The 14,835-nt window shown below is 67.4% G+C and carries 13 protein-coding genes; 10 read left to right on the top strand and 3 right to left on the bottom strand.

Features of this window, described 5'->3' with window-relative positions; genetic code table 11:
- Positions 1 to 3 precede the first annotated feature (3 nt).
- Entirely contained in the window at positions 4 to 939 is a 936-nt protein-coding gene (gene xerD / locus AB7P10_RS11695; RefSeq protein WP_428294029.1) for a site-specific tyrosine recombinase XerD, read from the bottom strand.
- 121 nt (positions 940 to 1,060) lie between these two features.
- On the opposite strand from xerD, the gene AB7P10_RS11690 reads away from it, so the two are divergent.
- From AB7P10_RS11690 to AB7P10_RS11655, 8 genes are all read left to right on the top strand, one after another.
- Entirely contained in the window at positions 1,061 to 2,020 is a 960-nt protein-coding gene (locus AB7P10_RS11690; protein ID WP_428294028.1) for a TAXI family TRAP transporter solute-binding subunit, read from the top strand.
- 173 nt (positions 2,021 to 2,193) lie between these two features.
- Positions 2,194 to 3,960, top strand: a complete 1,767-nt coding sequence (locus AB7P10_RS11685; protein WP_428294027.1) for a sensor histidine kinase — start codon at positions 2,194 to 2,196, stop codon at positions 3,958 to 3,960.
- Positions 3,941 to 5,260 (top strand): sigma-54-dependent transcriptional regulator, encoded by a 1,320-nt coding sequence (locus AB7P10_RS11680; RefSeq protein WP_428294026.1) that lies wholly within the window; start codon positions 3,941 to 3,943, stop codon positions 5,258 to 5,260. The genes AB7P10_RS11685 and AB7P10_RS11680 overlap by 20 nt, the downstream gene beginning before the upstream one ends.
- A gap of 187 nt (positions 5,261 to 5,447) precedes the next feature.
- Positions 5,448 to 6,419, top strand: coding sequence for a TAXI family TRAP transporter solute-binding subunit (locus AB7P10_RS11675; RefSeq protein ID WP_428294025.1), 972 nt, complete (start codon positions 5,448 to 5,450; stop codon positions 6,417 to 6,419).
- 118 nt (positions 6,420 to 6,537) lie between these two features.
- Positions 6,538 to 7,665 (top strand): ABC transporter substrate-binding protein, encoded by a 1,128-nt coding sequence (locus AB7P10_RS11670; RefSeq protein ID WP_428294024.1) that lies wholly within the window; start codon positions 6,538 to 6,540, stop codon positions 7,663 to 7,665.
- Positions 7,666 to 7,731: 66 nt separating this feature from the next.
- Positions 7,732 to 9,759 (top strand): TRAP transporter permease, encoded by a 2,028-nt coding sequence (locus AB7P10_RS11665; RefSeq protein WP_428294023.1) that lies wholly within the window; start codon positions 7,732 to 7,734, stop codon positions 9,757 to 9,759.
- A 30-nt stretch (positions 9,760 to 9,789) separates the two neighbouring features.
- Positions 9,790 to 10,203, top strand: coding sequence for a DUF1850 domain-containing protein (locus tag AB7P10_RS11660; RefSeq protein WP_428294022.1), 414 nt, complete (start codon positions 9,790 to 9,792; stop codon positions 10,201 to 10,203).
- Between the two features lie 36 nt (positions 10,204 to 10,239).
- Positions 10,240 to 11,154, top strand: a complete 915-nt coding sequence (locus AB7P10_RS11655; RefSeq protein ID WP_428294021.1) for an AEC family transporter — start codon at positions 10,240 to 10,242, stop codon at positions 11,152 to 11,154.
- Positions 11,155 to 11,485: 331 nt separating this feature from the next.
- Here AB7P10_RS11655 and AB7P10_RS11650 read toward each other — a convergent pair whose 3' ends face one another.
- Positions 11,486 to 12,157 (bottom strand): FadR/GntR family transcriptional regulator, encoded by a 672-nt coding sequence (locus AB7P10_RS11650; RefSeq protein WP_428294020.1) that lies wholly within the window; start codon positions 12,155 to 12,157, stop codon positions 11,486 to 11,488.
- A gap of 153 nt (positions 12,158 to 12,310) precedes the next feature.
- Between AB7P10_RS11650 and AB7P10_RS11645 the strand changes: the two genes are divergently transcribed.
- Positions 12,311 to 13,183 carry a fumarylacetoacetate hydrolase family protein gene (locus tag AB7P10_RS11645; protein WP_428294019.1) on the top strand — a complete coding sequence of 291 codons (873 nt, stop codon included), beginning with the start codon at positions 12,311 to 12,313 and terminating at the stop codon, positions 13,181 to 13,183.
- 39 nt (positions 13,184 to 13,222) lie between these two features.
- The gene (locus AB7P10_RS11640; protein ID WP_428294018.1) at positions 13,223 to 14,200 is read left to right on the top strand and encodes a tripartite tricarboxylate transporter substrate binding protein; all 978 of its coding nucleotides are present in this window, start codon (positions 13,223 to 13,225) and stop codon (positions 14,198 to 14,200) included.
- A gap of 4 nt (positions 14,201 to 14,204) precedes the next feature.
- Here AB7P10_RS11640 and AB7P10_RS11635 read toward each other — a convergent pair whose 3' ends face one another.
- Positions 14,205 to 14,777 carry a hypothetical protein gene (locus tag AB7P10_RS11635; RefSeq protein ID WP_428294017.1) on the bottom strand — a complete coding sequence of 191 codons (573 nt, stop codon included), beginning with the start codon at positions 14,775 to 14,777 and terminating at the stop codon, positions 14,205 to 14,207.
- Positions 14,778 to 14,835 lie beyond the last annotated feature (58 nt).

Below are 14,835 nucleotides of genomic sequence, written 5' to 3'. Positions count from 1 at the left end.
GGTTCACCCCCGCGGGTGGTGCCGCGCCACCAGGGTCTTGAGGCGCTCGCGCGCCACGTGGGTGTAGATCGTCGTGGTGGAAATGTCGGCATGGCCCAGCAGCATCTGCACCGCGCGCAGGTCGGCGCCGTGGTTGAGCAGGTGCGTGGCAAAGGCATGCCGCAATGTGTGCGGTGACAGCGGCGCGGTGATGCCGGCCTGTGCGGCGTACTTCTTCACCAGTTGCCAGAACATCGCGCGCGTCATGGCCTCGCCGGCGCGCGAACCGCGCGAGGTGACGAACAGGTCTTCGCTCTGCAGGCCACCCAGGATCTCGCCGCGCGCCGTTGCCAGGTAGCGTTGCAGCCACTGGCCAGCCACCTGGCCGAAGGGCACGAGCCGCTCCTTGTTGCCCTTTCCCGTGATGCGCAGCACACACTCGTTCATGCCCACGTGCCAGGTCTTCAGCGTCACGAGCTCGCTCACCCGCAGGCCGCTGGCATAGATGAGTTCGAGCATGCAACGGTCGCGCAGGCCCAGCGGCGTACCCGCATCGGGCGCGTTCAGCAGGGCTTCGACCTGGGCCTCCGACAGGGTCTTGGGCACGCGCAGGGGCTGGCGCGCCGGCGCTAGACGCAGCGTCGGGTCGGCGGCGATGAAGCGCTCGCGCAATGCCCAGCGGAAGTAGCGCTTGAACACCGTGAGGCGCCGGTTGGCGGTGGTGGCGCGGGTCTGCGCATGGCGTGCGCTGAAGTAGTTGTTGAGGTCAACCTCGCTGGTCTCGGGCAGGGTCTTGCCCTGTTCGGCGAGCCAGTCGCCCAGCAGCACCAGATCGCGCCGGTAAGCATCGAGCGTGTTGCGCGACAGGCCCTCCTCCAGCCACAGGGCATCGGCGAAGGCATCGGCCGCGGCGCGGCTGGCCAGGGCCTTCGGGGACAGTTCGGTAGGTGCCTGGGTCACTGAGGTGCGTGGACTCTCGGGGAAAACCCGCCCCGACAGGTAAGCAGTTACCGGGGGGAGTTCCGTATCAACTTGTTGTATTCTGCCTGCTCGCTTTTTCAATCGACAGGAGACACTCACCATGCGCTTGATTCACAAGATTGGCCTGGGGCTCAGCCTCGGCGCGGCCCTGCTCACCGGCGTGGCCTCGGCCCAGCAGCAGCAGTTCGTCAACGTATTGACCGGCGGCCAGAGCGGCGTGTACTACCCCATGGGTGTGGCGCTCTCGCAGATCTTCGCCAAGGACATCCCCAACACCCGTTCCACCGCCCAGGTCACCCGCGCCTCGGCCGAGAACCTCAACCTGCTCCAGGCCGGCCGCGGTGAACTCGCGCTCTCCCTGGCCGACGCCGTCTCCTACGCCTGGCAGGGCAACGCCGAAGCGGGCTTCCCCAACAAGCTGGACAAGCTGCGCGGCCTCTCGGCCACCTACAGCAACTACATCCAGGTCGTCGCCAGCGCCGATTCGGGCATCAAGACCCTGGCCGACCTCAAGGGCAAGCGCCTGTCCGTCGGCGCGGCCAAGTCGGGCACCGAGCTCAATGCGCGCGCCATCCTCAAGGCCGCCGGCCTGAGCTACGGCGACCTGGCCAAGGTCGAGTACCTGCCCTTTGGCGAGTCGGTCGAACTCATGAAGAACCGCCAGCTCGACGCCACCCTGCAGTCCGCCGGCCTGGGCGTGGCCTCCATCCGCGACCTCTCCACCGCCGTCAAGATCGTGGTGGTCTCCGTGCCCGCCGATGTGGTGGCCAAGGTCGGTGACCCGGCCTACCAGCCCTCCGTCATCCCGGCCAACACCTACACCGGCCAGACCGAGGACGTGCCCACCGCGGCCATCCCCAACTTCCTCATCACCCACAGCGGCGTCTCCGACGACACCGCCTACCGCATGGCCAAGGCCATGTACGACAACATCGACACCCTCTACGCCGCGCACAACGCCGCCAAGGCCATCAAGCGCGACAACGCCATCAAGGGCATGCCCGTGCCCCTGCACCCCGGCGCCGAGCGCTACTACAGGGAAGTCGGCCTGATCAAGTGACCTCCAGCGGGCGGCCTCTCGCGAGGCGTCTGTCCGAGCCCAGTCTGCCGATCGGCAAGCGGCCTCCAGCTTCTGCTTGAGGCCGTTTTTTTGGGCTTCCCGGAGCCTGTTCCATGCCATCCATCGCGCTTGCGCCAGCGGCAGAAAAAACACCCCCATGGACCCGCAGGCCCATGGGGCGCCCCTGGCCCATCCTTGCTGCGGTTGCGGCCTTGCTGGCCCTGGTGGTCTGGCTTGCGTACGCGTGGTTTCATCAGGCGGCGCTGCGCGATTCGGAAACCCGGGGCAACGCGGCCATAGAGCGACTGGCCAGCGACCTGCTGGTGTCGGTTGAAAAGTTCGAGCACCTGCCTTACCTCGTGGGCGCCGAACAGATGCTGACGCGGGCCCTGCAGTCGCCCGGTGACCCCGAGCGCATCGCGCAAGCCAACCGCTATCTGCTCTTTGCCCAGAAGCGGACCGACGTGGCGGCCGTGTACCTGATGGACACCCAGGGGCACACCCTGGCCGCCAGCAACTGGGACCTGCCATCAAGCTTCGTGGGGCGCAACTACCGCTTCCGCCCCTACTTTCAGGATGCACTCAATGGTGGAACCGGCCGCTTCTATGCGGTCGGGGTGACCACCGGTGAACCGGGCTTCTTCATTGCCGCGCCCATCCTGAGTGCATCGCAGGTCATCGGTGTGGTGGCGGTCAAGATCGATCTGAATGCCTTTGAGGACAAGTGGCGGGCCGAGGGCCTGCAACTGGCGCTCTCGGACGACAAGGGTGTCCTGTTCCTGACCACCGAACCCGCGTGGCGCTACCGCAGCCTCTTCCCGCTGAAGGGCGCCGTCGTGTCGCAGCTGCGGGAGACCTTGCAGTACGGCGACCCCACGCCCGTCACGCTGATCGAACGCGCAGGCAGTGCCCCGGGGCCCACGGTGCAGGCCATGAAGGTAGGCGGTGTGCCTTACCTGGTTCAGGGGCGTCCGTTGGGCCGGTTCGGCTGGCAATTGCTGCTGTTCTCCGACCCGGCCGCACCACGCGCCCGGGGCCTTCTCGCGGCCGAACTGATCGGCATGGGATTGACGCTGCTGCTGCTGCTCACAGCGCTGGTGTGGCAGTACCGGCGCCGCATGGCCGAGCGACAGGCGTCCATGCGCGAGCGCGCCAGGGTGGTGGCCGAGCTGGAACAACGCATCGCCACGCGCACGGCCGAACTCACCGCCGCCAACGACGCCGCGGTGCAAACCGGCAAGCTTGCCCTGCTGGGCCAGATGGCCGCCGGCATCAGCCACGAAATATCGCAACCGCTCACGGCACTGCGCACGCTCGCCGACAACGCGGGCAAGTTCCTCGACCGACAGGACACCGCCAACGCCAGCAGCAACCTGCGCCTGATCGGCGAACTGTGCGCGCGCATGGGCAGCATCGTGGGCGAGCTCAAGGCCTTTGCGCGCAAGGAGCCTGCGCGCCTGCAGCCGGTCTCGCTGCGGCACGTGATCGGCAGCTCCCTGATGTTGATCGAGCCCATGAGGCACGCCAGCGGCACCCGAATCCTCCACGACGACACGGACCTGCAGGTGATGGGCGATCCGATCCGGCTCGAACAGGTGCTGGTCAACCTGCTGCGCAATGGCATCGACGCCATGGAGTCGCAGCGCGAACGCCGGCTCGACATTGGCGTGCGCGCCACCGCCGACGGCCACGTGTGCGTCTCGGTGCAAGACCACGGACCCGGGCTCAGCCCCGAGGTACAGCAACACCTCTTCGAGCCCTTCTTCACCACCAAACCCGGTGGCAAGGGCCTGGGCCTGGGTCTGGCCTTGTCGAAGGCCATCGTTCGCGAAATGGGTGGGCGCATCGAGGCCGCGAACACCCAGCCAGGGGCCCGGTTCGACCTCATCCTGCAACCGGCACCCCACACACGGGATCCCCATGCACGTCCTGCTGATTGAAGACGATCCGACCGTGATGATGGGCGCCGTCCAGGCGTTTCAGCTCGCGGACATCCCGGTGGCCCAGGCGACCACGGTCGAGGCGGCCATGCAACTGTGCGCACGCGAATGCCCTGCCGCCGTGCTGAGCGACGTCTGCCTGCCCGACGAAGACGGCTTCGAGGCGCTCAAGCGCATGCGTGCGCTGGATGCGGAAGTGCCCGTGATCCTCATGACAGGCCATGGCGATATCCGCATGGCGGTGGAGGCCATGCACCTGGGCGCCTACGACTTTCTCGAAAAACCGTTCTCTTCCGAGCGGCTGGTCGAGGTGATGCGCCGCGCGCTGGAGAAGCGCCGGCTGGTGCTGGACAACCGCCGCCTGCAGGCACTGGTGGCCTCCCGGCCTGAGCACGGTCTGGTCGGCCAGACACCCGGCATGGTCGAGGTGCAGCGGCGCATCGCCGCGCTGGCGCCCACCCAGGTCGACGTGCTCGTGCGCGGAGAGACCGGCACCGGCAAGGAAGTGGTGGCGCGGGCCATTCACGAGGCATCGGGCCGGACCGGGCCGTTTGTGGCGATCAATTGCGGCGCACTGCCCGAATCGATCTTCGAAAGCGAGATGTTCGGGCATGAAGCCGGTGCCTTCACCGGCGCGTCGCGCAAACGCGTGGGCAAGCTGGAATACGCCAGAGGCGGCACGGTGTTCCTCGACGAGATCGAAAGTCTTCCCATGACGCAGCAGGTCAAGCTGCTGCGGGTGCTGCAGGAACGCGCCATCGAGCGGCTGGGGGGCAATGAAAGCCACCGCATCGACTGCCGCTTTGTCGCGGCAGCCAAGGAAGACCTCAAGGCGCTGTCGGACGCCGGGGCATTTCGCGCCGACCTCTATTACCGGCTTCATGTGGCCAGCATCGAACTGCCGCCGCTGCGCGAGCGGCGCGACGACATCCCACTGCTCATGGCGCACTGTCTGCGCCTGTCTGCCGAGCGCTACCAGACCGAGCCGCCTGAACTCTCTCTCACCCAGATGGCGCAGTGGATGGCCCACTCCTGGCCGGGCAATGTGCGTGAACTGCGCAACGTGGCCGACCGCCTGTGCCTGGGCCTGGAGCCGGAGGCGCGCATGCCCGCCGAAGGCAACCCGGTGGCACGTTCACTCAGCCAGCAGGTGGACGACTTCGAACGGCACTTGCTGGTGAATGCATTGACCCACTGCCAGGGCAGCGTGGCCGCGGCGGCCGAGCACCTGAAGGTGCCGCGCAAGACGCTGTACGACAAGCTGACACGGCACACGATCGATCCGACCGGCTTCCGCTGATCACCCGGGATGCGGAAGTCCGCACAACCCCGGCCTGACATTCCGGGAATCCGCACATCGAGCCGCAGCGGGTGCAATGAAATCAACCACTTGCGGGCGGCGCCCTGCTGGCAGGCAAGTTGCTATTTCAATGGTGACCCCGCGCCCGACGGTGGCGAGGTTGCATCAACCCTCAACTGGAGACAACATGAAAAAGCGACGAGCCTTCACGACCACCTGCGCCCTGGTGCTGGCCTCTACGGTGGCCCTGCTCACCGGCGTGGCCTCGGCCCAGCAGCAGCAGTTCGTCAACGTATTGACCGGCGGCCAGAGCGGCGTGTACTACCCCATGGGTGTGGCGCTCTCGCAGATCTTCGCCAAGGACATCCCCAACACCCGTTCCACCGCCCAGGTCACCCGCGCCTCGGCCGAGAACCTCAACCTGCTCCAGGCCGGCCGCGGTGAACTCGCGCTCTCCCTGGCCGACGCCGTCTCCTACGCCTGGCAGGGCAACGCCGAAGCGGGCTTCCCCAACAAGCTGGACAAGCTGCGCGGCCTCTCGGCCACCTACAGCAACTACATCCAGGTCGTCGCCAGCGCCGATTCGGGCATCAAGACCCTGGCCGACCTCAAGGGCAAGCGCCTGTCCGTCGGCGCGGCCAAGTCGGGCACCGAGCTCAATGCGCGCGCCATCCTCAAGGCCGCCGGCCTGAGCTACGGCGACCTGGCCAAGGTCGAGTACCTGCCCTTTGGCGAGTCGGTCGAACTCATGAAGAACCGCCAGCTCGACGCCACCCTGCAGTCCGCCGGCCTGGGCGTGGCCTCCATCCGCGACCTCTCCACCGCCGTCAAGATCGTGGTGGTCTCCGTGCCCGCCGATGTGGTGGCCAAGGTCGGTGACCCGGCCTACCAGCCCTCCGTCATCCCGGCCAACACCTACACCGGCCAGACCGAGGACGTGCCCACCGCGGCCATCCCCAACTTCCTCATCACCCACAGCGGCGTCTCCGACGACACCGCCTACCGCATGGCCAAGGCCATGTACGACAACATCGACACCCTCTACGCCGCGCACAACGCCGCCAAGGCCATCAAGCGCGACAACGCCATCAAGGGCATGCCCGTGCCCCTGCACCCAGGCGCCGAGCGCTACTACAGGGAAGTCGGCCTGATCAAGTAACCCCGCCAGACCCAGCTCACGCGGCACGGCCATGTGCCGCGTGGGCGCGCGAGCGCGCGGGCGGTTTCTGCAACCGCCCTGCGCGCCGCCATGCCAGAACACAACAGGAGACAAGCCCATGCACAGCATCAAAGGGGCCCCATTCTTTCGCATAGCGCTGGCCGTTGCGTTGGCAGCCGTGTCGCTGTCCGTCGGTGCCGAGATACGGATTGGACAGGTGGCCGCTTTCTCCGGCCCTGTGGCTGCGGGCGTCAAGGAGATCACCAAAGGGGCGCAACTGTATTTCGACAGTGTCAATGCCGAAGGCGGCATCAACGGTCAGCCCATCAAGCTCATCTCCGTGGATGATCGATTCGATCCACAGCGCAGCCACGAAGGGGCGCTTGAACTCATCGAAAAACAGCGGGTGCATGCCCTGTTTCTCACCCGTGGCACACCGCATGCCCAGGCGATCAAGCCTTTGCTCAGAAAGCACCAGACACCGCTGATCGCTCCCAGCACGGGCGCGATGGTCCTGCACGAACCGGTCGATCCCTGGATATTCAATGTGCGCGCCACCTACCAGAGGGAGGCTGCCAAGGCCATCGAACATCTGGTCACCATCGGCATCACCAGAATCGCCCTGCTCGTCACCGACGACTCCTTCGGCGAGGACGCGCTACAGGGTGCCTCGCGAGCACTGCAGAAGGCCAGGCTTGAGCCCGTCCTGGTGATGAAATTTCCCCGCGAGAAAGCCGACTTCAAGCGCGTTGGCAAAACCCTGGCCGACGCCACCCCTCAGGCCTTCCTGGTCATCGCGTCCGCGAGGAACACCGTCGCGGCCATCGGTTCCGCCAGGGAGCACGGGTCCAGGGCGCAAGCGGTGACCCTCTCGAACAATGCCTCTTCCGGCTTCATCCAGGAACTCGGCGATCTGGGCCGTGGCACGATCGTCACCCAGGTGTTTCCCAACGAAAGGTCGGTGGCTTTCCCGTTTGTCAAGAACGCCTTGAAGCGGGCCAGAGAACTGGGTGTTGACGAGCTTTCCCCAGCCATGCTGGAAGGTTATGCTGCGGCCATGGTGCTGACCGAAGGCATCCGGCTCGTCGGCAAGGACCTCACCCCGGTCGCGCTGCGAAACGCGCTGGAGAACATGCGCAACTTCAACCTCGGTGGACTGGAAGTGACCTATGGCGCGAACGATCACACCGGGCTTGATTTCGTGGACCTCTCCATCATCGATGCGTCGGGCCGGTTCAGACGTTAGCGCCTTTCCCGGATCAGCACGAGTCCCGACAGACACTGAAAACAATTCCTTCCAACGAGACAATTCATGAGCGACACCCACGAGCATTCGGCACCATCGCCAAAACAAGCGATCTTCTGGATCGCCATCGCCTTCTCGGCCTTCCAGATCTGGATGGCCGCATTCCACCCCTTTTCCAGCCAGGTCATCCGCGCGCTGCACGTGGGTTTCGTGCTGCTGATGATCTTTGTGCTGTTCCCGCCCATGGGCGGCCGTGCCCTGGGCTGGCGCGCGCTGGGCTGGTTGCTGGGTGCGATCGGTTTTGTCACCGGCCTCTACCAGTGGGTGTTCGAGGCCGACCTCACCCTGCGCGCTGGCGAACTCACCCTGGCCGACTGGGTGGTCGGCGTGACCGCCGTGGTGCTGGTGTTCGAGGCGGCGCGGCGCGTGATGGGCTGGGGCCTGCCGCTGATCTGCCTGATCTTCCTGGCCTATGCCATCTTCGGCCAGTACCTGCCGGGCCACCTGGCGCACCGGGGCTACGGTCTCGACCAGATCGTGGGCCAGCTCGGCATGGGGCTCGAAGGCATCTACGGCACGCCGACCTACGTGTCATCCACCTACATCTTCCTGTTCATCCTGTTCGGCGCCTTCCTCGAACAGGCCGGCATGATCCGCCTGTTCAACGACTTCGCGATGGGCACCGTGGGCCACACGCGCGGCGGCCCTGCCAAGGTGTCGGTGATTTCCTCGGGCCTCATGGGCACTATCAACGGCTCGGGCGTGGCCAACGTGGTCACCACCGGCCAGTTCACCATTCCACTCATGAAGCGCTTCGGCTACAGCCCGGCGTTTGCCGGCGGGGTGGAAGCCACGGCCAGCATGGGCGGGCAGATCATGCCGCCGGTGATGGGGGCCGTGGCCTTCATCATGGCCGAGACCATCAACGTGCCCTACCTGTCCATCGTGCAGGCGGCCATCATTCCGGCCATCCTGTACTTCGTCACCGCCTTCTGGATGGTGCACCTGGAAGCCGGCAACAAGGGCCTGACCGGCCTGGCCAAGGAAGACTGCCCCAACCCCTGGACCGCCGTGCGCGAGCGCTGGTACCTGCTGCTGCCGCTGGCCGGCCTGGTGGCGCTGCTGTTCTCGGGCTACACGCCACTGTTCTCCGGCACGGTCGGCCTGGCGCTCACGGTGATCCTGATCTTCGGCGCGGCCGTCATGACCGGCGTCAAGGGCAACGCGCTGCGCGGCCTGTTCTGGGTGCTGCTGGGCCTGGCCTGCGCGGGCTTCATCAAGTTCGGCGTGATCACCTTCTTCGTGATCACCGCCGTGCTGCTGGCAATCACCTTCATCCGCCGCGTCGGCGGCGACGCCCGCCAGCTCGCGGTGCGTGCGCTGGTCGAAGGGGCGCGCCATGCCTTGCCCGTGGCCATTGCCTGCGCGCTGGTGGGCGTGATCATCGGCGTGATCAACCTCACCGGCGTGGCCGCCGAGCTCGGTGGCTACATCATCGCCGTGGGCCGCGAGAGTCTGTTCCTGGCCCTGCTGCTGACCATGCTCACCTGCCTGATCCTGGGCATGGGCATACCCACCATTCCCAACTACATCATCACCAGCTCGCTGGCCGCGCCGGTGCTGCTGGAGCTGGGCGTGCCGCTGATCGTCTCGCACATGTTCGTCTTCTACTTCGGCATCATGGCCGACCTCACGCCGCCGGTGGCGCTGGCGTGCTTCGCGGCCGCGCCCATTGCGCGCGAGACCGGGCTGAAGATCAGCATGCAGGCCATCCGCGTGGCCATTGCCGGCTTCATCGTGCCCTTCATGGCGGTGTACAGCCCGGCCCTCATGCTGCAATCGGGCGACTGGGGCGACACGCTCTGGATCGTGTTCAAGGCCTTGCTGGCCATCGGCATGTGGGGCGCGGGCGCCATCGGTTTCCTGTTCGGGCGCCTGAACTGGGTCGAACGCGCGGTGGCCGTGGTGTCGGCGAGCTTCCTGGTGGTGGCGCTGCCGCTGACCGACGAGATCGGCCTGGGCGCGATCGCGCTCTTCGTGGCCTGGCACTGGTGGCGCACCCGCCAGCAGCGTGCGCTGAGCGCGGTGCGCTGAACCGGGAACGCAAGGGTGTCCGCGGCGGGCGTGTGTCTGGCTTTGGCGGCACTGGCCGCCACACCCGCTCCTGCGCCGGTCTTCGTCGCCACCGAGCGCTTCACGCTGGCCTGGACGCACTCCATTGAAAAGGTGCGCTGGGAAGAAGACTACGCGGTGGTGAGGGCGCCCGAGGGACGGGTCGAACTGCGCGCGCTGTCGGCCCGCGTGCGTGGCTCGGCCGCCGGCATGGAGCCCGCACCCGACGCGGTGCTGAAGGACGGGTGGTACAGCTATACCCCTCCCGGGCTGCGACAACCCGCTGCATTGCGGCTCTCGCGTTCGGAGTTCACGGCCGACTACGAGCTGTGCACCGGCGGCCAGTGCCACGCCCTGTCTCAATGGCTGAAGTCGGACGGCGGGGTCACCGTGGTGACCGCCTGCGAAGGCTCCGCCACGCGCTGAATCCGTGGCCCCGCGCGGCCCAGTTATGCTCGCCCGGTGAACTTCGCGCAGCTCCTCTTTCCCGACTTCTCGCTCATCCTCTGCGGCTATCTGGTGTGCCGCTTCACCGCGCTCAACCGCAAGGTCTGGGAGCAGGTGGAGAGCCTCGTCTACTACTTCCTGTTCCCGGTGCTGCTGTTCCACAGCATCGTGAAGAGCCCGCTGGACCTCAGCGCCGCCTCCAGTCTGGTGGGCGCGGCGGTTTCGCTGGCGGTGTGTGCCATCGCGCTGTCGTACTCCCTGCCCCACTGGCCCTGGTTGGGCAAGCGGCTCGACGTGCGACTGCATGCCGCCAGCGCGCAGGTTGCCTTCCGCTTCAATTCCTTCATCCTGCTGGCGCTGGCGGACCGCGTGGCGGGGCCCGAGGGCCTGTTGCTGGTGGCGGTGATCATCGGGGTTTGCGTGCCGATCTTCAACGTCGGCGCGGTCTGGCCCATGGCGCGCCACGGCCAGAAGGGCTTTGCACGTGAGCTGCTGCGCAACCCGCTGATCATCGGCACGGTCTCGGGCCTGGTGGCCAATCTGCTGGGCTTTTCCATGCCGGTCTGGCTCGAACCCACGGTCAATCGCATCGGCCAGGCTTCGCTGGCGCTGGGTCTGCTGGCCGCGGGCGCGGGCATGCAGTTCGGCATGCTGGCCTCGGCCAAGACGCTGGGTGGCCTGGTGCTGGCCTGCAAGCACCTGGGCATGCCACTCATGGCCTTCGGCCTGGCCAGGCTGTTCCGGCTCGACCCGATGCAGACCACCATCCTGCTGATGTTCTCGGCCGTGCCTACCGCGTCAAGCTGCTATGTGCTGGCCGCGCGCATGGGCTACAACGGGCCGTATGTGGCCGGGCTGGTCACGCTGTCGACCTTGCTGGGCATGGTGAGCTTGCCGTTTGCGCTGGGGGTGCTGGGGAACATCCCCTGACGTTTCAGGCCTGCGGGCCTGGTATGGACCGAGGCGCTGGGCTGACCGGCTCCGCTCATGTCCCCCGCCAAGGGCTTCGCCCTTGTCTCCTCCTTGACTTCGCTGCGCCGGTCAGCCCAGCGCCTCGGTCCGCCTGCACCTGAGCAATCCACCGCTGGAGTGCCACCGCTGCTTCGGATCGGGCACCCGGGCGCTCTGCGCAGCGAAGTCAAGGAGGAGAACCGGCGCAGCCGGTTCGGGGGACATGAGCGGAGCAGAGCGCCCGGGTGCCCGATCCCGCGAGGTCTCCGCACGCGACGCAACGCAACGCAACGCAACGAATGCGAGAGAGCTAGTACCCCAGCAGGTTCTGCCGCACATGCAGCAGGTGCGCCAGCGTCAGTTCGCGCGCCCGCTGCGCATCGCGGTCGCGCAGCGCCTCCACGATGGCGCGGTGCTCGGTCTGGTAGGCCAGGCGGCGCTCGGGCGTCACGCTCTTCTTCTTGAGCTGCCCCCAGTCGCCCTGCGCGCGCACCGTCTTCATGAGCGTGAACACATTGGCCACGAAGCTGTTGTGCGCCGCATCCGCAATCGCCTGGTGCAGCTCAGCATCCCAGTGCTCGAAAGCCTCCAGCGTCTCGGCGCGCTCGGCGTGGTCGCAGCAGGCGTCCATGCGCTGCAGGTCTGCCTGGTTGGCGTTGCGGATCGCCATCTCGATGATGGCCGGCTCCATGGCCAGACGCGCCTCCATCAGCGCGGCCGGGCTGGTGTGCTGCGACGAATCCTGCTGCACGCGCCGGCCCAGGCGTGCGCTGACATGTTCGGTCACGAAAGTGCCACTGCCCACGGTCTGCTCGATCAGGCCTTGCGCCTTGAGTTCGAGCAGCGCCTTGCGCACCGTGGTGCGGCTCACATTGAAGCGGCTGGCGAGCTCGCGCTCGGTGGGCAGGCGGTCCCCCGGGCGCCACTGGCCGGCCTGCAACTGGTCGAGGATGGTGTCGCGCAGCGGTGTGGACATGCTCATGCCGTGCACTATACCAAAACATACCAATATCCACCGCAAGGGCCATCTACGTGATTTCCCCAGTCCAAATTTCATTCACATCGCCTACGATCCAGCTGCAGATACCAATTGGTATTTTTTGGTACTTTTCAAGTTATCTCACAAGGAGTGTGTGTGCGCATTGCGACTTTTGTTCACGACGGACGTCGCCAGGTCGGCCTCGTGTCGGCCGATGGCCTGGTCATCACCCCGCTGGCCCTCGGCCCGGCCGACGCCCGGCGCGGCGCGCTCGCACTGATCGAGGCCAGGGCCGCAGGCCAGCCGCTGCCCGCCACCACGGGCGCCGCGCTGGCCCTGGCCGACGTGCGGCTCGAAGCACCACTGCCCATGCCCCGGCGCAACCTCTGGTGCGTGGGCCGCAACTACCACGAGCACGCCAGGGAGCTGCAGGGCTCGGTGTTCAAGAACAACAACACCAACCCGGCGGCCTGGCCCATCGTGTTCACCAAGGTGCCCGAGTGCGTGATCGCCGACGGCGACGACGTGCAGCTGCCGGGCGATGACATCTCGCCGCAGATCGACTACGAAGCGGAGCTGGCGGTGGTCATCGGCACCGGTGGCAAGAACATCGCCCGGGACGATGCCATGAAGCACGTCTACGGCTACACCATCGTCAACGACGTGACCGCGCGCGACGTGCAGATGCGCCACCAGCAGTGGGACATGGGCAAGAGCTTCGACACCTTCTGCCCCATGGGCCCGTGGATCGTCACCGCCGACGAACTCGATGGCCAGCACACGCGCGTGCGCTGCTGGGTCAACGACGAGCCGCGCCAGGACGGCCGCACCGAGCACCTGATTTTCGACATCCCGACGCTGATCGAGACCATCTCGCGCGGCATCACGCTCTACCCCGGCGACGTGATCGCCACCGGCACCCCCGCCGGCGTCGGTCTGGGCATGACGCCGCCCACCTTTCTGAAGAGCGGCGACGTGGTGCGCATCGAGATCGATGGCATCGGCACGCTGCGCAACCGCTTCGTCTGAACCCGTTCCGCTTTCGACAACCGACAGGAGACAACACCCATGAACCGAACCGCACTCAAGCTGTGCAGCCTTGCCTTCGCCCTGGCCGCCAGCGCAGGCCTGGTCGCCGCGCAGGACGCCTACCCGAGCAAGCCCGTGACCATGATCGTGCCCTTCCCGCCCGGTGGCGTGGCCGACACCGTGGGCCGTCCGGTGGCCGAGGCCATGGCGCGCCACCTGAACCAGTCGGTGGTGGTGGTCAACCGGGGCGGCGCGGGTGGTGCCATCGGCATGGCGGCGGTGGCCAAGGCACCGGCCGACGGCTACACCATCCTCATGGCGCTGTCGTCGCTGGTGGTGCTGCCCGAGGCCGACCGCATCCTGGAGCGCCCGCCGCAGTTCGAGGTGAACCAGCTCACGCCCATCGCGCGCATGACGGCCGACCCCACGGTGCTGGTGGTGCGCGCCGACAGCCCCTGGAAAACCTATGCCGAGTTCATCGCGCACGCCAAGGGCAACCCGGGGCGCATCAGCTTCGGCTCGTCGGGCAACTACGGCACCATGCAAGTCCCGATGGAGCAGCTCAAGGCCGCCACGGGCACCTTCATGCTGCACGTGCCCTACACCGGCGCCGGCCCGGCCATCGTCGGTCTGCTGGGCGGCCAGGTGGAGGCCCTCGCCAGCGGACCGGCGAGCGTCGTGGGCCACATCCGAAGCGGCCGCATGCGCGCGCTGGCCCACTGGGGCGAGGGCCGTCTGGCGCTGCTGCCCGACGTGCCCAGCTTCAAGGAGCTGGGTGTGAACGTCAGCTACTCGCAGTGGGCGGGCCTGTTCGCGCCGGCCGGCACACCGCAGCCGGTGATCGACAAGCTGCGGGACGCCGCTCGCGCCGCCGCGCGCGACGAGCGCACCATCCAGGTGATGACCACGGCCGGCACGCGCTTCCAGTACCAGGACGCCTCGGAGTTCGACGCCTTCGTGAAGGCCGACGCCACGGCCATGAAGGCGGTGGTGCAACGCATCGGCAAGGTCAACTGAGCGTTCAGCGCGGCGCGCCCGACACGAGGTCCATGCGGCGCTGCAGGCGCGCGGCCTCGTCGCTGGCACCTGCCGCCTCGGCGCGCTGCCGCTGCAGCCTGAGCCAGGCGAGCAAAGGCACGCGCCAGCCTTGCGCGGACGCGGTCTCCACCGCGCGCGCGGCCACCGCATCGGAGGCACGGCCCTGGCGCTGCAGCACGCCAGCGGCCACCAACTGCGACAGCGGGTCCTGGATGGCGACCAGGGCGGACTCGGGTGCCGCGCCGGACGCGAGCGCCCGGTGGGCTTCGGGCAGCAGGGCCGCATCGGTCGGCGTGGCCGCCCCCGCGAGGTAGCGCGCATACGCCTGCTCGGCCGGTTGCGCGTCCTGCGCGAGCGCATCAAAGGCGGTGCAGGGTTCGAACGCCAGCGACGCCACGCGCGTGGCGCAACGCAGCAGTTCGGCGCGCGCCAGCAGCGTGGGCTGGCCGGTGCTGGCCAGCGCAGCGCGCACGCGCGCAAACTCCGCCGCCGCGATGCGCGCATCGCCCCCCAGCCAGGCCTGGGTCGCGCGCTCGGCGCTTCCCTTCGCGTTCATCTGCCACTCGGGCGCGGGCGGCTGACTGGAACAGGCGGACAGCACCAAGCCCGCGACG

Source organism: Hydrogenophaga sp. (assembly GCF_050182545.1).
In the GTDB taxonomy this organism is placed as follows: Bacteria; Pseudomonadota; Gammaproteobacteria; order Burkholderiales; family Burkholderiaceae_C; genus Hydrogenophaga.
Note: the sequence above shows the minus strand (reverse complement) of the source record. Positions and strands in the feature narration are given on the sequence as shown.